Annotated in this window: 16 protein-coding genes; 8 read left to right on the top strand and 8 right to left on the bottom strand. The window is 66.0% G+C overall.

Annotation, left to right across the window (positions count from 1 at the left end; all coding sequences use genetic code 11):
• Positions 1 to 159: 159 nt before the first annotated feature.
• The 5 genes from CEK29_RS06055 to argE form a co-directional block, all read right to left on the bottom strand.
• Positions 160 to 705, bottom strand: a complete 546-nt coding sequence (locus CEK29_RS06055; protein ID WP_094798795.1) for an acyloxyacyl hydrolase — start codon at positions 703 to 705, stop codon at positions 160 to 162.
• Between the two features lie 249 nt (positions 706 to 954).
• Positions 955 to 1833, bottom strand: coding sequence for an acetyl-CoA carboxylase, carboxyltransferase subunit beta (accD, locus tag CEK29_RS06050; protein WP_094798794.1), 879 nt, complete (start codon positions 1831 to 1833; stop codon positions 955 to 957).
• Between the two features lie 29 nt (positions 1834 to 1862).
• On the bottom strand, positions 1863 to 2723 hold the full coding sequence (gene trpA, locus CEK29_RS06045) for a tryptophan synthase subunit alpha (RefSeq protein ID WP_094798793.1): 861 nt from the start codon (positions 2721 to 2723) through the stop codon (positions 1863 to 1865).
• A gap of 10 nt (positions 2724 to 2733) precedes the next feature.
• Entirely contained in the window at positions 2734 to 3933 is a 1200-nt protein-coding gene (gene trpB, locus CEK29_RS06040; RefSeq protein WP_094798893.1) for a tryptophan synthase subunit beta, read from the bottom strand.
• A gap of 162 nt (positions 3934 to 4095) precedes the next feature.
• Complete coding sequence (gene argE, locus CEK29_RS06035; RefSeq protein WP_094857604.1) at positions 4096 to 5244, bottom strand: acetylornithine deacetylase; 1149 nt, start codon at positions 5242 to 5244, stop codon at positions 4096 to 4098.
• Between the two features lie 120 nt (positions 5245 to 5364).
• Here argE and CEK29_RS06030 point away from each other — a divergent pair, with 120 nt between their 5' ends.
• Entirely contained in the window at positions 5365 to 6654 is a 1290-nt protein-coding gene (locus CEK29_RS06030; RefSeq protein ID WP_094798791.1) for an MFS transporter, read from the top strand.
• A gap of 68 nt (positions 6655 to 6722) precedes the next feature.
• Here the strand turns inward: CEK29_RS06030 and CEK29_RS06025 are convergent, their stop codons facing one another.
• Positions 6723 to 8990: a RelA/SpoT family protein gene (locus CEK29_RS06025; RefSeq protein WP_094857603.1), complete on the bottom strand. Its 2268-nt coding sequence runs from the start codon at positions 8988 to 8990 to the stop codon at positions 6723 to 6725.
• A gap of 98 nt (positions 8991 to 9088) precedes the next feature.
• Here CEK29_RS06025 and CEK29_RS06020 point away from each other — a divergent pair, with 98 nt between their 5' ends.
• Entirely contained in the window at positions 9089 to 9922 is an 834-nt protein-coding gene (locus tag CEK29_RS06020; RefSeq protein ID WP_094798789.1) for a zinc-dependent peptidase, read from the top strand.
• On the top strand, positions 9919 to 10440 hold the full coding sequence (locus CEK29_RS06015; RefSeq protein WP_094857602.1) for a flavodoxin family protein: 522 nt from the start codon (positions 9919 to 9921) through the stop codon (positions 10438 to 10440). The genes CEK29_RS06020 and CEK29_RS06015 overlap by 4 nt, the downstream gene beginning before the upstream one ends.
• A gap of 64 nt (positions 10441 to 10504) precedes the next feature.
• Here the strand turns inward: CEK29_RS06015 and CEK29_RS06010 are convergent, their stop codons facing one another.
• Positions 10505 to 10858: a RidA family protein gene (locus CEK29_RS06010; protein WP_094798787.1), complete on the bottom strand. Its 354-nt coding sequence runs from the start codon at positions 10856 to 10858 to the stop codon at positions 10505 to 10507.
• A 49-nt stretch (positions 10859 to 10907) separates the two neighbouring features.
• Entirely contained in the window at positions 10908 to 12083 is a 1176-nt protein-coding gene (gene pncB / locus CEK29_RS06005; RefSeq protein ID WP_094798786.1) for a nicotinate phosphoribosyltransferase, read from the bottom strand.
• 180 nt (positions 12084 to 12263) lie between these two features.
• Here pncB and fdxA point away from each other — a divergent pair, with 180 nt between their 5' ends.
• From fdxA to nth, 5 genes are all read left to right on the top strand, one after another.
• Positions 12264 to 12587 carry a ferredoxin FdxA gene (gene fdxA, locus CEK29_RS06000; RefSeq protein ID WP_094798785.1) on the top strand — a complete coding sequence of 108 codons (324 nt, stop codon included), beginning with the start codon at positions 12264 to 12266 and terminating at the stop codon, positions 12585 to 12587.
• Between the two features lie 91 nt (positions 12588 to 12678).
• Entirely contained in the window at positions 12679 to 13476 is a 798-nt protein-coding gene (locus CEK29_RS05995; RefSeq protein WP_094798784.1) for a ferredoxin--NADP reductase, read from the top strand.
• A 145-nt stretch (positions 13477 to 13621) separates the two neighbouring features.
• Positions 13622 to 14848, top strand: a complete 1227-nt coding sequence (locus tag CEK29_RS05990) for a polyhydroxyalkanoate depolymerase (protein ID WP_094857601.1) — start codon at positions 13622 to 13624, stop codon at positions 14846 to 14848.
• 47 nt (positions 14849 to 14895) lie between these two features.
• Positions 14896 to 15537, top strand: a complete 642-nt coding sequence (gene rsxB / locus CEK29_RS05985) for an electron transport complex subunit RsxB (protein ID WP_094857600.1) — start codon at positions 14896 to 14898, stop codon at positions 15535 to 15537.
• Between the two features lie 16 nt (positions 15538 to 15553).
• Positions 15554 to 16189, top strand: coding sequence for an endonuclease III (gene nth, locus CEK29_RS05980; protein ID WP_094798781.1), 636 nt, complete (start codon positions 15554 to 15556; stop codon positions 16187 to 16189).
• Positions 16190 to 16226 lie beyond the last annotated feature (37 nt).

The following is a 16226-nucleotide window of genomic DNA, read 5'->3' as shown; positions in this document are numbered from 1 at the left end:
TCTCACCGCGGCAGCGCCGCAGCGAAACCGCCCTCTTCGGAGGGCGGTTTTTCATTGGCCGCCCGAATTCGCCGTGGCGTCACCGCGGCGCGCGGCCAATAAAAAACCCGCCTCGCGGCGGGTCGGTACTGAAGCGCCGGCGCACGGGCCGGCGGGGCTTCAGAACTGGTACACGTACGTCAGCTGCGCGACGTCCAGGCCCGGGTTCGGGCGCTTGATGCCGGCATTCGAGAAATGCGAATAGCGCAGGCCGATGCGGTTGTTCTTGTTGATCAGGAAGCCCAGGCCGATGTGATCACCGAACTGGAAGGCGGTGCTGATCTTCTCGTCGGCAAAGTGCGTCGAGCTGAACACCGTGGCGCCGATACCGGCTTCGATGAAGAAGCGCTCGCCGGTCCACCAGCGGAACATCGGGATCGCGTTGGCCTGCCACACATGGCCGGGGTTGCGCGAGCCGTTGGCCTGCCAGTACGACACGCCGAGTTCGGGCGTCAGATCGAGGCGACCCCAGTTGCCGCCAAACTCGTACGACCAGACCGAGGGGGTTTCGTAGTTGAGGGTCAGGCGCTTGTAGTGATCGCCGATGCCGAGGTGCAGACCCACACCTCCTTGCGTGCCCTGCTGTTGAGCCTGGGCCACGCCACACGTTGCAAGCAGCGCACCGATCACGGCAGCCAGGACATTTTTCTTGTATTTGCCTTGCATGAGAGAGAACTCCAATCTGATCAGGAAGCAACACAACTGACATTATCAGAAAAGAGCTCATAGGAACGGTCTGATTGTGTACGCCGCGCAACACCTCAAACACAAAATCGTGTGGTAGCTGGAGCAATCAAATCCATTATCCGCAAGGGTGGAATAATCCGCGGCCGCGAGCGCGCGCGAACCGGTTCGAGGCCCAAAGAAAACGGGCCGCGAAAGCGGCCCGTTCGGGTCATGCGAGAGGGGCTGCGATCAGGCCGCGGCCACCACGTCGGCCGACTGGTTGCTCAGCAAGGCCAGCAGACGCGCGATCTCTTCGCGCAACTGGCGGCGATCGATCACCATGTCGATCGCGCCCTTCTGCAGCAGGAACTCGGCGCGCTGGAAGCCCTCGGGCAGCTTCTCGCGCACGGTCTGTTCGATCACGCGCGGACCGGCAAAACCGATCAGCGCCTTGGGCTCGGCAATCACGACATCGCCCATGAAAGCGAAACTGGCGGACACGCCGCCCATGGTCGGATCGGTCAGCACGCTGATGAACGGCAGGCCCTCGGCCGCAAGGCGGGTCAGCATCGCGTTGGTCTTGGCCATCTGCATCAACGACAGCAGGCTCTCCTGCATCCGCGCGCCGCCCGAGGCCGCCACGCAGATGAAGGGGGTTTTGTGCTCGAGCGCGGCCTGAACGCCACGCGCGAAGCGCTCACCCACGACCGAGCCCATCGAGCCGCCCATGAATTCGAATTCGAAGCAGGCCAGCACCGTGGGCACGCCGCGAATCGCGCCGCTCATGACGATCAGCGCGTCGGTTTCACCGGTTTGCTTGGTGGCTTCGGCCAGACGCTCGGGATACTTGCGGGTGTCCTTGAACTTGAGCGAGTCGACCGAACGCGTGGTCTGACCGATCTCGACCCGGCCTTCGACGTCGAGCAGCGAATCGATGCGCGCGCGCGATCCGATACGCATGTGGTGATCGCACTTCGGGCAGACGTGCAGGTTGGCGGCGAGGTCTTCGCTGTACAACACCGATTCGCAGGATGGGCACTTCACCCACAGGCCTTCCGGCACGCGACGCTGGCCGCTGTCGCTGGTTTTATTGATGCGAGGCGGCAGGAGTTTTTCGATCCAGCTCATTATGGGTTCCCGTGGGGTGACGCGCCCGGTCAGGCCGGCGCGTTGATTCGTTTGACTTGATCCAGCGCCTGCCGGATCGTGGAGAGCCAGTCGCCGGCGGCCTTGACGGCGGCGTCGGCCTGCTGCGCGGCCGGCGCTTGCGCGACAGCCTGCTCCATGGTTTCGATCAGCTTGCTGCCGATCACGACCGCGTCGGCGTGTTCGGCGATGCGAGCCGCACTCTCGGCGTCGCGGATGCCGAAGCCCACGCCCACCGGAATGCTGACGTGGCGGCGGATCAGCGCGAGCCGCGCCGCCACATCGTCGGTATTGAGACTGCCCGCCCCCGTCACGCCCTTGAGCGAGACGTAGTAGACGTAGCCACGGGCGACCTGCGCGATTTTCTGGATGCGCGCGTCGGTGGACGTGGGGGCCAGCAGGAAAATCGGCGCCACGCCCGCGCGGTCGAGCATGACGGCAAAGGCGTCGACCTCTTCGGGCGGATAGTCGACAACCAGCACGCCGTCGACACCGGCGTCGTGGGCGCGCTGCGCGAAGGCCTCCTGGCCCATGCGCTCGATCGGATTCGCGTAGCCCATCAGCACGACCGGCGTTTCGGTGTCGTCGCGGCGGAACTCGGCCACGAGCTCCAGCACGCGGGTCAGGCCCACGCCCTGCGCGATCGCGCGCTCGGCGGCGCGCTGGATCACCGGACCATCGGCCATCGGATCGGAAAACGGCACGCCCAGCTCGATCACATCGGCGCCCGCGCGCACCAATGCGTGCATCAGCGGCACCGTGGCGGCCGGCGAAGGATCGCCGGCGGCGATATAGGGAATGAGCGCCGAAGCGCGCCCGGCGGCGGACACGCGGGCGAACGCCGCGGAAATGCGTTGGTTGTCGCTAGTCATGGCGCGGGTATCAGAGTTCGATGCCGGCGCGCTCGGCGACGGTGTGCATGTCTTTGTCGCCCCGGCCGGACAGATTGACCAGGATCACCTTATCGGAGGACAGCGTGGGGGCCATCTTCACGGCTTGAGCGATGGCGTGCGCGGACTCCAGCGCGGGCATGATGCCCTCGATGCGGCAGCAGTCGTGGAAGGCGGCGAGTGCTTCGTCGTCGGTGATACCGACGTAGCGCGCACGGCCGGCGTCCTTGAGCCAGGCATGCTCGGGGCCCACGCCGGGATAATCCAGGCCGGCCGACACCGAGTGGGTTTCCTGGACCTGGCCGTCGGCATCCTGCATCACGTAGGTGCGGTTGCCGTGCAGCACGCCCACCTGGCCCGCGGCCAGCGAGGCGGCGTGACGGCCGCTTTCCATGCCTTCGCCCGCGGCCTCGACACCGATCAGCTCGGTGCCTTCGTACGGGATGTAGGGGTGGAAGATGCCCATGGCGTTGGAGCCGCCGCCCACCGCCGCCACCACGTAATCGGGCTGGCGGCCAATGGCTTCGGGCATCTGCACCAGGCATTCGTTGCCGATCACGGTCTGGAAGTCACGCACCATGCGGGGGTACGGGTCCGGACCGGCCACGGTGCCGATGATGTAGAACGTGTTTTCGATGTTGGTGACCCAGTCGCGCATCGCTTCGTTGAGCGCGTCCTTGAGGGTGCGCGAGCCGGAGTTGACCGGCACGACGGTGGCGCCCAGGAGCTTCATGCGATAGACGTTGGAGGCCTGACGGCGGACGTCTTCGCTGCCCATGTAGACCACGCACTCCATGCCGTAGCGGGCCGCGACCGTGGCGGTGGCCACGCCGTGCTGGCCCGCGCCGGTCTCGGCGATCACGCGCGGCTTGCCCATGCGGCGGGCGAGCAGCGCCTGGCCGATGCAGTTATTGACCTTGTGCGCGCCGGTGTGATTAAGATCCTCGCGCTTGAACCAGATCTGGGCACCGCCCAGACGTTCGGACCAGCGGCGGGCGTGATACACCGGACTGGGACGGCCCACGAAATGCTTCAGCTCGTAGTTGAAGGTCTCGAGGAACGCCGGGTCCTGGCGGCTGGCCTCATAGGCCGCGCGCAGCTCGTCCAGGGCGTGCATCAGCGTTTCCGCCACGAACACGCCGCCATAGGGGCCGAAGTGGCCTTGAGGATCTGGAAGGTCGTAAGGTTTCACAAACATCTCGCTTTCGCGGCGTTCCGGCAAGGGAAACGCCATCAAGTCGCCCAGGGGGGTCTTGCCGTGCAAGGCTGACCGGCGGCTGCCGGTCAGCAACCCGTCATTTTACCCGAGGCGGGGCATTCCTGCCCCACCCCGCCGGGCCGGACGGGCGTCGCGTCAGAGCGACTGACCCAGACGACGCAGGAATCGCTCGCAATCGGCCATCTGGTCGATCGCGACGAACTCGTCGGGCTTGTGGGCCTGCTCGATATGGCCCGGACCGCAGACCACCGTCGGAATGCCGATGCCCTGGAACAGGCCCGCCTCGGTGCCGTAGGCCACCTTGCGGGTGACGCGATCCTCGGTGAGCGCGCGCACGAGTTGCGTGATCGCGGCCTCTTCGGAGGCATCCAGGCCGGGCGCGGCGGCGCCGGTCTCGATATCGATCCGCGCGCCGGCGAACTCGGCCTGCATGCGGGGCAGCAGCTCGTCGTCGACGTAGCGCTGCACCCGGGCCTGGATCTCGTCGGCCGGCATGCCCGGCAGATTGCGGAACTCATAGGAGAACTCGCACAGCTCGGGGATGGTGTTGACCGCGATGCCGCCCTTGATCTGGTTGGTGGTCATCGTGGAGAACGGCACGTCGTAGTGCTGGTCGTACGGACCCTGGGCCTTGAACGAATCGGCCACGTCGCGGATGTGACAGATCAGGCGGGCGGCGTATTCGATGGCATTGCAGCCGCGCGGGGTGAGCGAGGAATGCGCGGCCTTGCCGTGCACCTTGCAGCGGAACAGGTTGATGCCTTTGTGCGCCACCACGACCTGCATGCCGGTGGGCTCGCCCACCACGCAGCCTTCGGGCCGGATCCCGCGATCGTGCAGGTCGGCGATCATGTACGGCGCGCCGGCGCAGCCGACCTCTTCGTCGTACGAAAACGCCAGGTGGATGGGCTTCTTGCGCGGCATGGCCAGAAACTCGGGCACCAGCGCGAGCGAGGCGGCGATGAAGCCCTTCATGTCGCAGGCGCCACGACCGTACAGCTTGCCATCGGCCTCGGTGAGCTTGAACGGGTCGGTGCGCCAGTCCTGGCCGTCGACCGGCACGACGTCGGTGTGACCCGACAGCACGATCCCACCCTGCTCGCCCTCGCTGCCCGGCAAGGTGGCGAACAGATTGGCCTTGTTGCCTTCGGGGTTATGCACCAGCCAGGCCTGCACGCCCTGCTTCTGCAACCAGTCGCGCGCGGTTTCGATCAGCGCCAGATTCGAGTTGCGGCTGGTGGTGTCGAAGCCCACCAGAGTCTCTAGCCAGGTACGCGTATTCATCTCAAAAACCCTTGGGGTAAAGATATAAGTTTAGGCCACCGGACCGCCGCGGACAAAAAGCGTTCGAAATTAGGCCTAAAATTCCGCCCTTCTTTTTCACTCAACCCAAGGGGATTCCCCGTGCAGCACCGCGCCGTACCCACCCGCAACATCGTGGCTGCCGTCATCGGCAACGCGTTGGAGTGGTATGACTTTCTCGTCTTCGCGTTCATGACGCCCATCATCGCGAAGCTGTTCTTCCCGGTGGACCCCAACGTTCCCGGCAGCGAGCTCAACTCGATCCTGATGACCACCGCCATCTTCGGCGTCGGCTTCTTCATGCGTCCGGTCGGGGGCATCCTGCTCGGCCTGTACGGCGACCGCAAGGGCCGCAAGGCCGCCATGGTGATGGTCACCTCGCTGATGGCCGTGTCGATCGCGCTGATCACCGTGGCCCCCACCTATCACGCCGCCGGCATCCTGGCCCCGATCTTCATCCTGATCGCGCGCCTGCTGCAGGGCTTCTCGGCCGGTGGCGAGTTCGGTACCTCGACCGCGCTGCTGATCGAGATGGCGCCCAAGCACCGCCGCGGTTTCTACGGTTCGTGGCAGATGGCCGGCCAGATGCTGGCCCTGCTGATCGGCGCCGCCTTCGGCACCCTGATCACCGAAGTCTTCACGACCGAGCAGATCGAAGCCTGGGCCTGGCGCCTGCCGTTCGCCTTCGGTCTGGCGATCGTGCCGCTGGCCATCTACATCCGCCGCAACGTCGACGAAACCGACGCGTTCAAGGAAATGCAGAGCGAGCAGGCCGCCGGCACCGTCGAGCGCCTGACCCTGGGCCAGATGATCGCCCAGCACACCCGCGAAACGATGATCGGCGTGGGCCTGGTCGTGACCGCCACGGTGTCGATCTACATCACCTTCACGTATCTGGTCACCTACTCGACCAAGATCCTGATGCTGCCCATGACGCAGACCTTCATGGTGCAGATGGCCGGCGCCGCGCTGATGGTGCTGCTGACGCCGTTCATGGGCGCCTGGTCCGACCGCGTCGGCCGCCGCCCGCTCGTGATCGGTTCGCTGATCGGCTACCTGCTGGTGCTGTATCCGCTGTATGCCTGGCTGACGTCGGCGCCGTCGATCGAGCGCCTGCTGGTGGTGCAGCTCGTGGTCTGCCTGTTCGTGTCGGCATTCTTCGGCGTGTTCAGCACCGTGATGGCGGAGCTGTTCCCGCCGCGCGTGCGTTCGGTGGGCCTGTCGCTCGCGTATAACGTGGCCGTGATGATCTTCGGCGGCTTCGCCCAGTTCATCGTGACCTGGCTCATCAAGACGACCGAGTCGCCCATGGCGCCCGCGTACTACGTGATGTTCGGCGTCACGCTGGGCCTGATCGCGTCGTTCTTCATCGACGACAAAAAGGCGCATTGATTGCGCTGACGTAAAAAAAGCCATCCCTCGGGATGGCTTTTTTCTTGGGCGCGGCGGATGCGACCAGATCAGCGTCGTGCCGCGGACGACACGCCCTGCACCTCGGCCAGCGCGTCGAGCGCCTTGCCGAGACTCTCGCCCCCGCGCACCTCGACCGTGAACACCATGTGCGCGAGCGACTGACGGCTCTGCGTGTTGACGCCCACGACATTGAGCCGCAGCCGCGCGAACACTTCGGAGAGATCGCGCAACAGCCCCGGGCGGTCGTGCGCCCGCACGCTGATGTCGACCGGATAGAAGGAATCCTTGGTTTCGCCCCACGCCACCTCGATGACGCGTTCGGGTTCGCGCTCGGCCAGGGCCTTGAAGCTGTGGCAATCCGAGCGGTGGATCGACACACCCCGCCCCCGCGTGACGAAGCCCGCGATCAGGTCGGGCGGCGCCGGACGGCAGCAGCGCGCCAGTTGCGTCAGCAACGATCCCACGCCCACCACCAGCACGCCGCTCTTGCCGGTTTTTTCGGCGCTCTCGTTGCTGGGTGCATGGCGGAACGCCACCGGCGCCTCGGCGGGCGCGGCGGCCGGCGCCTGGAACACGCTGTCGATCTGGCGCAGGCTGAATTCTTCTTTGGCCGCGGCCACATAAAGATCGTCGGCCCGCGCAAAGCCGAGGTTCTGGGCCAGCTGCTCGAGATTGACGGCGGTTTTGCCGAGCCGCTGCAGCTCTTTTTCGACCAGGGCCTGGCCCTGCGTGATGCGCTGCGCCAGCTCGATCGCGTTGAACCACATGCGCACCTTGGAGCGCGCCCGCGGGCTCGCCAGGTAGCCCAGCTGCGGATTGAGCCAGTCGCGCGAGGGACCGCCCGACTTGGCGGAAATGATCTCCACGGTCTGGCCGGTGGCCAGCTGCGTATGCAGCGGGACCATCTGCCCATCGACGCGAGCGCCGCGGCAGCGGTGCCCCAGATCGGTGTGCAGGTGATAGGCGAAGTCGACCGGCGTGGCGCCGGTGGGGAGCTCGATCACGCGGGCCTGCGGCGTGAGCACATAGATCCGGTCGTCGTCGGGACGCGTGGCGGCCTTGGGGGCTGCCGGGGCGGACCCGGCGTTGGCCGGCGCGGCGCCACCGCCCTCGTCGACCGCCTCGACATCGCTGTTCCAGGCGAGCAGCTGACGCATCCAGGACAGCTGCCGATCGTAGTCGCTCGACGCGGAAACCTGACCGCCGCGGGCGCCCGCTTCTTTGTAGCGCCAATGCGCCGCCATGCCGTACTCGGCGAACTGATGCATCTCGTGCGTACGGATCTGCACCTCGAACGGGCGTCCGTCATCGTCGGCCACGACGGTGTGCAGTGAGCGGTAGCCATTGGGCTTGGGCCGCGAGATGTAGTCGTCGAACTCGTCGGTGACCGGCGTCCACATTTCGTGGACCAGGCCCAACGCGGTGTAGCAGTCGCGCACGTCGTCGACGATGACGCGCAGGGCGCGCAGGTCGTACATCTCGCTGAAGTCGAGCCGCTTGACCCGCATCTTGTTCCAGATGCTGTAGATGTGCTTGGGCCGGCCGCTCACTTCGGCGTTGATGCCGGCCGCCCGCAGCGCCTGCTGCATGCGTTCGATCGCGCCGGCGATGAACGCCTCGCGCTCGACCCGCTTTTCTTCGAGCAGGCGCGCGATCTGTTTGTAGCGATCCGCATCCAGGAAACGGAAGGCGAGGTCTTCCATTTCCCATTTGATCTGCCAGATGCCAAGCCGGTTGGCGAGCGGGGTGTACAGATCGAGGGTCTCGCGCGCGAACTCGGCCGGGCACGGTGTCTTGGATTCGGCGTACCAGCGCAGGGTCTGCAAGCGCGACGCGAGGCGCATCAGCACGATGCGCAGGTCGGCGGCCATCGCCAGCAGCATCTTGCGCTGCATTTCTTTTTGCGAGCCCGATCCGGCCGCGCTGTCGCTGGCCTGGCGGGCCACGATGCCCAGGCGCAGCAGCGCGCGGGCGCCCTGCACCAGCCGGGCGATCTCGGCCCCGAACGCCGTGGCGATGGGATCGTTGCGCAGCGCGGGGGCTGGCGCGTTGAGATCGGAGGGCAGCACCGCCAGCACGGCGGCGGCGCGGGTGGCCGCGTCGGTCTGGAGCGAGGCCAGGATGCGCACCACGCCCGCGGCGTGATTGCTCAGCGGCTCGCCGGTCGGCATGGACTGGCCATCGATCTGAGGCCAGGCCCAGGCCACGACCTGGTCGAGTCCCGCCTGCGCGGCGGCGTCCAGGCCGTCGCCAGCCTGCTGGCGCCAGGTCGCGTCGAAAGGCGCGAGCGTGATGGGTTCGAGCGTGGCGGACATCGCGGCAGAAACGGCGGACAACAGGGGTCGATGGAATTCCCTACACTCTACACTAGCCGAGGGGCGACAGACCGGCCGCCCGACAAGGACGCAAAGCAATGCTGAGATGGTTGGTGGGCCGTGGGGCGGCCGATACAAAAGTACAGGAAATGCAGGCTCGCATTCCGCCGGCGCTGTGGGACGAGGTGGTCGCGGGCTATCCCTTCGTGGCGGCGCTCGGCGCCGAAGAACGCGAGGCCCTGCAGCAGCGCGTGGCCTGGATTCTGGCCAGCAAAAACATCAACGGCGCGGGCGGTCTGGAGCCCGACGACCGGATGCGGCTCGCGATCGCCACGCAGGCCGCGCTGCCCATCCTGCATCTGTCGCCCACCCTCTACGAGGGCTGGGACGAGATCATCGTGTACCCGGCCGGGTTCGCCATTCCCCGCACGATGCAGGACGCCGACGGCGTGGTGCACGAGTTCGTCGAAGACGCCGCGGGCGAAGCCTGGGAGGGCGGCCCGGTCGTGCTGTCCTGGAGCGACGTCAGCAATACCGATGGCGCCTTCAACGTGGTGATTCACGAATTCGCCCACAAGCTCGATCTGGCGGCGGGCGACGCCGATGGCATGCCCAGCCTGCATGCGCACCCCGAACTGAAGGCGCGCCAGTGGCGCGAGATCCTCGAAGACAGCCTCGAACGCTTCCAGGCCGCCGTCGACGCGGTCGAGGCCAGCATCCCGGCCGATGTCGACCCCGAGAGCGAGGCGGCCGACTACTGGTATGCGCAGCTGCCGCTGGATGCCTACGCGGCCACCGACGAGGCCGAATTCTTCGCGGTCAGCTCGGAGCACTTCTTCGCCGACCCCGAGCCGCTCGCGACCGCCCTGCCCGCCTGGTACGAACTGCTGCGCAGCTACTACCGCCAGGACACGCTGGCGCGCCTCGCATGAAACGCCTGCTGATCGTCTGGCACAGCCGCACCGGCTGCGCGCGCCAGATGAGCGAGCAGCTGGCGCAGGGCGCCCGCGCGGCGGCGACCGAGCTGGATCTGGGCCAGGCGCTCGAGGTACGCAGCCTCGCCGCCGCCGAGGCGCACGCGCGGGACGTCCTGGACGCCGACGGCTATCTCTTCTGCGCGCCTGAAAATCTCGGCTCGCTCACCGGCGCCATGAAGGAGTTCTTCGATCAGGCTTATTACGCGGTGCTGGATCAGGTGGCGGGCCGCCCGTGTGGCCTGGCCATCGCGGCGGGAAGCGACGGCGCGGGCGCGCAGCGGCAGATGGAAAGAATCTGCACGGGATGGCGGCTGAACCTCCTCGGCGCCCCCGTCGTCGTGCGCAACGGCGCCCAGACCGCGGAACAGATCCTCGCACCCAAGACGCTCGGCAGCGCCGACGCGGACCGTTGCCACGAGCTCGGCGGCCTGGTGGCCGCCACGCTGCTGCTGGGCGAAGAGAACGAGGCCTGAGCGGCGCCAGATGCGCACAAAAAAGCCGCGGCACGCCGCGGCTTTTTCGTGGGCGCCAGGCGCCTTAGCCGATCGCGGCCGTCACGACGATCTCGACCTTGAAGTCGGGATTGGCCAGACGGGCCTCGACGGTGGCGCGGGGGGGCGAATTGCCAGCGGCAACCCATGCGTCCCAGGCCTTGTTCATGCCATCGAATTCCTTGATGTTGGCCACGAAAATCTGGGCCATCAGGATCTTGGTCTTGTCGGTACCGGCCTCGGCCAGCAGACGATCGATGGTCGCCAGCACCTGCTGCGTCTGGCCGGTGATGTCGGCCGTGGCATCGTCGGGCACCTGGCCGGCCAGGTACGCCACGCCGTTATAGACGGCCATGTCGGACAGGCGCTTTTCCACGTTGTAGCGCTTGATACTGCTCATGTGATTCCCCTAATGGAACGGTGGTCGAGACAAATCGGAAAAGCCGGGCTTACGCCGGCGGCAACTGGAAAACCTGGCGCAGATAGGCGAGATAGGCCGGATCGTCGCACATGGTTTTTTCGGGCGCGTCGGAGACCTTCGCCACCGGCTGGCCGTTGCATCGGACCATCTTCATCACGATCTGAAGCGGCTCGTGGCCGAGATCGTTGGTGAGATTGGTGCCGATGCCGAACGACACGCGGCAGCGACCGGCGAACTGGCGCGCCAGTTCGATCGCGCGCGGGAAGGTCAGCGAGTCGGAGAATACCAGCGTCTTGGTGCGCGGGTCGACGCGGTTCTTGCGATAGTGTTCGAGCAGGCGCTCGCCCCACTTGAAGGGGTCGCCGGAATCGTGCCGGGCGCCATCGAACAGCTTGCAGAAGTACATATCGAAGTCGCGCAGAAAGGCATCCATGCCATAGACATCGGACAGCGCGATGCCGAGGTCGCCGCGATATTCCTTGGCCCAGACCTCGAGCGCGAACACCTGCGAATCACGCAGCCGCGGCCCCAGCGCCTGGCAGGCCTGCAGATACTCGTGACCCATCGTGCCCAGCGGCAGCACGTCGTGTTGCTTGGCCAGCAGCACGTTGCTCGTGCCGGCGAAGTGCACGCCCATCTGGCTCTTCATGGTCTGCACGACCTCTTCGTGCCAGCGCTTGGAGAAGCGCCGGCGCGTGCCGTATTCGGCGACGCGGAAGTCGGCGAGCGCGGGATCGTCGAGCACCAGATGCATTTTCTTCTGGAGACGCTCGCGGCCCTCGGCCCAATCGGGATTCTTGCGCGTGTTGCGGAAATAGACCTCGTTGACGATCGCCAGCACGGGGATCTCGAACAGGATCGTGTGCAGCCACGGCCCCTGCACGCTGATGTCGATCTCACCCGGGCCCTCGCCTTCGCTGATGGTGATGCAGCGCTCGGGCAGATGAAAGAGCCCGAGGAAATCGACGAAGTCGCTCTTGATGAAGCGCAGGCTACGCAGATACTCGAGCTCTTCGTCGGTGAATCGCAGCTGGCACAGCGCGTGCACCTCGGCGCGGATCTCATCCAGATAGGGCCGCAGATCGACGCCGGTGTTTCGGCATTTATAGCGGTATTCGACCTGGGCAGCCGGAAAATGATGCAGAACGACCTGCATCATGCTGAATTTGTACAGGTCGGTGTCGAGCAGCGAAGTGATTATCATGATCGCGCGGTGGAATTTCGGGCAACCATAGCACAGCCGCCCCCGCTTCCGCCGGCCCCGCCACTACCGCAGCCAGGGTTATGATCCCGGTCCTGCCGCGCATTGGGTAAAATCCGACCCCAAGGATATCGAACCCGTTCGCAGAATCAGCTCGCCCGCCCGCATCCGGAGTTTTTTAGAATGACCCACGTTGTTACCGAAAACTGTATCAAGTGCAAGTACACCGACTGCGTCGACGTATGTCCGGTGGACTGTTTTCGTGAGGGTCCGAACTTCCTGGTAATCGACCCCGACGAGTGCATCGACTGCGCGGTCTGCATCCCCGAGTGCCCGGCCAACGCGATTTATGCCGAAGAAGACGTGCCCCAGGATCAGATGAAATTCATCGCCCTGAACGCCGAGCTGTCGCCCGAATTCGCCAGCATCAGCCGGGCCAAGAAGCCCCTGCCCGATGCCGACGAATGGAACGGCGTGGCCGACAAGCTGCAGCACCTGGAGCGCTGAGCACGCGAGCGGCGGCCACCCGCCGCCGTGACTGTTTTCCCCTGATTACCGGCCCGTGCGCGGCTCCTTGCGTGTCCACTGGCCCGAGCCCATGACCGATACCAAGTACACGCGCCAGACCATCATCGACGTCCGCACCTGGGTGCCGGGCAAGCTGTTTTCGGTGCACGCCACCCGGGATCCGGCGTTCGCCTTCCAGGCCGGGCAGTTCGCCCGCGTGGGATTGCCGGCCGCCGACGCGCCCGATGCCGAGCCCACGATCTGGCGCGCGTATTCGATGGTGTCGGCGCCGCACGAAGCCCATCTCGAGTTCTATTCGATCGTCGTGCCCGAGGGCGAATTCAGCCCGCGCATGGCCGAGCTGCGCGCCGGCGACGCGCTCTACGTCGAGAAAAAGCCCTACGGTTTTCTGACGCTCGAGCGTTTTACGCCGGGCGGCACCCTGTGGCTGCTGGCCTCGGGCACGGGCCTGTCGGCCTACCTGTCGATCCTGCGCGATCCGGCCACCTGGAAAGCGTTCGACCGCATCGTGCTAGTGCACGGCGTGCGAACCGCACAGGAGCTGGCCTATCGCGCCGAGATCGAGAGCTGGCGCACGCATCCCGACTACGCGGCGTACTTCGCCGAGGATCCGCGCAAGCTGGTGTATCTGCCCATCGCCACGCGCGAGGCGCTCCCGGGCATGCCGCAGGCGCGCCTCACGACGCTGATCGCCGATGGCGGCCTCGAAACCCTGGCCGGTGAAACCCTCGATCCCGAACGCGCGAAGATCATGCTCTGCGGCAATCCCGAGATGCTGACCGACGCACGCAAATTGCTGGGAGAGCGTGGATTCGCACCGGGCCGGCGTGGCATTCCGGGCAACCTCGCCGTCGAAAATTATTGGTGACGCGCTCGCGTCTCGCGCCGGGTCGCTTTTTCGCAACAAGAAGTGTCCGAGGAGCGGTCCATTCTGACGCCCCATCAGACAATTTCGCAATATCGTTCCCACCCGGCGCAATAATAGGCCGACCTGATCTCTGGACTTAGGCACGATGCTGTATCAATTGCACGAAATGCAGCGGGCGTTCCTGCGACCGCTGGTGGCGTTCTCCGACGCCGGCTCGCAGCTCTTCTCGAGCCCCTACAGCCCGCTCGCCTATATGCCCATGTCGCGCCAGCTCGCGGCCGGTTACGAGCTCATGCACCGCATCGGCAAGGAATACCAGAAGCCGGCGTGGGGACTGCCCGAGACCGAGATCGACGGCAAGCCGGTGCGCGTGGTCGAGGCCGTGGCCATCGACAAGCCCTTCTGTCGCCTCGTGCACTTCCAGCGCGATGCGCGCCTGGTCGCCAAGCGCAAGGACCCGCGCGTGCTGCTGGTGGCGCCGCTCTCCGGACACCATGCGACGCTGCTGCGCGATACCGTGCGCGCGCTGCTGCCCGCGCACGACGTGTATGTCACCGACTGGGTCGATGCCCGGATGGTGCCGCTGTCGGCCGGCCCGTTCCATCTCGACGACTACGTCACGTACATCCAGGAGTTCATTCGCGAACTCGGTCCCGACGTGCACGTGATTTCGGTGTGCCAGCCGACCGTGCCGGTGCTGGCCGCGATTTCGCTGCTGGCCTCGGCCAACGATCCCATGCAGCCTCGCAGCATGGTGATGATGGGCGGCCCGATCGATCCGCGCGAATCGCCCACGCAGGTCAACCGCCTGGCCACGACCAAGTCGTACGACTGGTTCGAGAGCCAGTTGATCCATGCCGTGCCGCCCGCATATCCCGGCGCCGGCCGCAAGGTCTATCCCGGCTTTCTGCAGCACGCGGGATTCATGGCGATGAACCCGGACCGCCACCTCAAGTCGCACTACGAGTTCTATCTCGATCTGCTGCGTGGCGATGACAGCGACGCCGAGGCGCATCGCCGCTTCTACGACGAATACAACGCCGTGCTCGATATGCCGGCCGAGTTTTATCTCGACACCATCCGCGTGGTGTTCCAGGAGTCGCGCCTGCCCGAAGGCACCTGGGAGATCGGCGGTCAGCTCGTGCGTCCGGCCGACATCCGCAAGACCGCGCTGCTCACCGTGGAAGGCGAGCTCGACGATATCTCCGGCCAGGGCCAGACACGCGCCGCCATCAAGCTGTGCTCCGGCATTCCCGCCGCGCGCAAGACGCATTACACGGCCACGGGCGCGGGTCATTACGGCATTTTCTCGGGCCGCCGGTGGCGCGAACTGATCTGTCCTAAAATCGCGGCATTCATCCGCGCATCCTGATCGGGCGCCCCTTTCTGAAGCGGGCCTCTGGCCCGCTTTTTATTTTTATGTCCTGTACCACGCTTGCTGACCGTATCGATGCCCTGCTTCCTCAGACGCAGTGCACGAAATGCGGCTATGACGGTTGCCGGCCCTATGCCGATGCGTTGGCCAGCGGCGCGGCGCAGATCAACCGTTGTCCGCCCGGTGGCCAGGAAGGCGTTGCAGCGCTGGCGCAGCTGCTCGACCAGCCCGAATTGCCGCTGGACACCACCCGTGGTCTGCCCGGCCCCCTGTTGGTCGCGCGTGTCGACGAGGCCCATTGCATCGGCTGTACCCTCTGCATCCGCGCCTGTCCGGTGGATGCGATCGTGGGCGCCAACAAACGCATGCACACCGTGGTGCCCGACCTCTGTACGGGCTGCGATCTCTGCGTGGCCCCCTGTCCGGTCGACTGTATCGACATGGTGCCGGCCGACCGCGCCTGGACCGCGGCGGACGCCGAACAGGCGCGGTCGCGCCACCAGCATCGGGCCGCCAGACAGCAGCGCGCCGCGGCGGTCAATGCGGGGCTGATGGCCGAACCCGAGGCGCCCGCCGTGGTGAGCGCCGCCCCCGACGAAGACGAAGCGGCACGCAAGCGCGACGCCATCGCCAGCGCGCTCGCGCGAGCCCGCGCCCGCCGCGACGGCGTCCGACGCGACAGCTAACGCCCGGTCCACGACGATGAACGCACAGAAGCGCCGCGAGATTTTTGCCCGCCTGCAGGCAGCCAATCCGCACCCCACCACCGAGCTCGAGTACGAGACGCCGTTCCAGTTGTTGATCGCGGTGCTGCTCTCGGCACAGGCGACCGACAAGTCGGTCAACATCGCCACGCGCAAGTTCTTCCCGCAGTTCGGCACGCCCGAAAAAATGCTGGCGCTCGGTGTCGAAGGCCTTACCGATTACATCAAGACGATCGGGCTGTTCCGCACCAAAGCCAAGAACGCGATCGAAACCTGCCGGCTGCTGATCGAGCGCCACGGCGGCGAGGTGCCGCGCACCCGCGAGGCGCTCGAGGCGCTGCCGGGTGTCGGCCGCAAGACCGCCAACGTCGTGCTCAATACGGCGTTCGGCATGCCCACCATCGCCGTCGACACGCACATTTTTCGCGTCTCGAATCGCACCGGCGTCGCGCCGGGCAAGAACGTGCTGGAGGTCGAGCTCAAGCTCGAGAAAGTGATCCCGGCCGAGTACAAACAGGACTCGCATCACTGGCTGATCCTGCATGGCCGCTACATCTGCGTGGCACGCAAGCCCAAGTGCCCACAGTGCGGAATTTCCGACCTCTGCGAATATCGTCCGAAGACACCGGCCTGAGCGGCCGCATGCGTCCGCTCAGGCGCCCGATGCACAC

Origin of the sequence: Bordetella genomosp. 5 (assembly GCF_002261475.1) — a bacterium.
Taxonomy (GTDB): Bacteria; Pseudomonadota; Gammaproteobacteria; order Burkholderiales; family Burkholderiaceae_B; genus Bordetella.
Note: the sequence above shows the minus strand (reverse complement) of the source record. Positions and strands in the feature narration are given on the sequence as shown.

Bases quoted from the DNA above. Each gene is read 5' to 3' on its own strand.
- CEK29_RS06055 (WP_094798795.1), bottom strand. From the start codon at position 705: ATGCAAGGCAAATACAAGAAAAATGTCCTGGCTGCCGTGATCGGTGCG.
- accD (WP_094798794.1), bottom strand. From the start codon at position 1,833: ATGAGCTGGATCGAAAAACTCCTGCCGCCTCGCATCAATAAAACCAGC.
- trpA (WP_094798793.1), bottom strand. From the start codon at position 2,723: ATGACTAGCGACAACCAACGCATTTCCGCGGCGTTCGCCCGCGTGTCC.
- argE (WP_094857604.1), bottom strand. From the start codon at position 5,244: ATGAATACGCGTACCTGGCTAGAGACTCTGGTGGGCTTCGACACCACC.
- CEK29_RS06025 (WP_094857603.1), bottom strand. From the start codon at position 8,990: ATGTCCGCCACGCTCGAACCCATCACGCTCGCGCCTTTCGACGCGACC.
- CEK29_RS06020 (WP_094798789.1), top strand. From the start codon at position 9,089: ATGCTGAGATGGTTGGTGGGCCGTGGGGCGGCCGATACAAAAGTACAG.
- CEK29_RS06015 (WP_094857602.1), top strand. From the start codon at position 9,919: ATGAAACGCCTGCTGATCGTCTGGCACAGCCGCACCGGCTGCGCGCGC.
- CEK29_RS06010 (WP_094798787.1), bottom strand. From the start codon at position 10,858: ATGAGCAGTATCAAGCGCTACAACGTGGAAAAGCGCCTGTCCGACATG.
- pncB (WP_094798786.1), bottom strand. From the start codon at position 12,083: ATGATAATCACTTCGCTGCTCGACACCGACCTGTACAAATTCAGCATG.
- fdxA (WP_094798785.1), top strand. From the start codon at position 12,264: ATGACCCACGTTGTTACCGAAAACTGTATCAAGTGCAAGTACACCGAC.
- CEK29_RS05995 (WP_094798784.1), top strand. From the start codon at position 12,679: ATGACCGATACCAAGTACACGCGCCAGACCATCATCGACGTCCGCACC.
- CEK29_RS05990 (WP_094857601.1), top strand. From the start codon at position 13,622: ATGCTGTATCAATTGCACGAAATGCAGCGGGCGTTCCTGCGACCGCTG.
- rsxB (WP_094857600.1), top strand. From the start codon at position 14,896: ATGTCCTGTACCACGCTTGCTGACCGTATCGATGCCCTGCTTCCTCAG.
- nth (WP_094798781.1), top strand. From the start codon at position 15,554: ATGAACGCACAGAAGCGCCGCGAGATTTTTGCCCGCCTGCAGGCAGCC.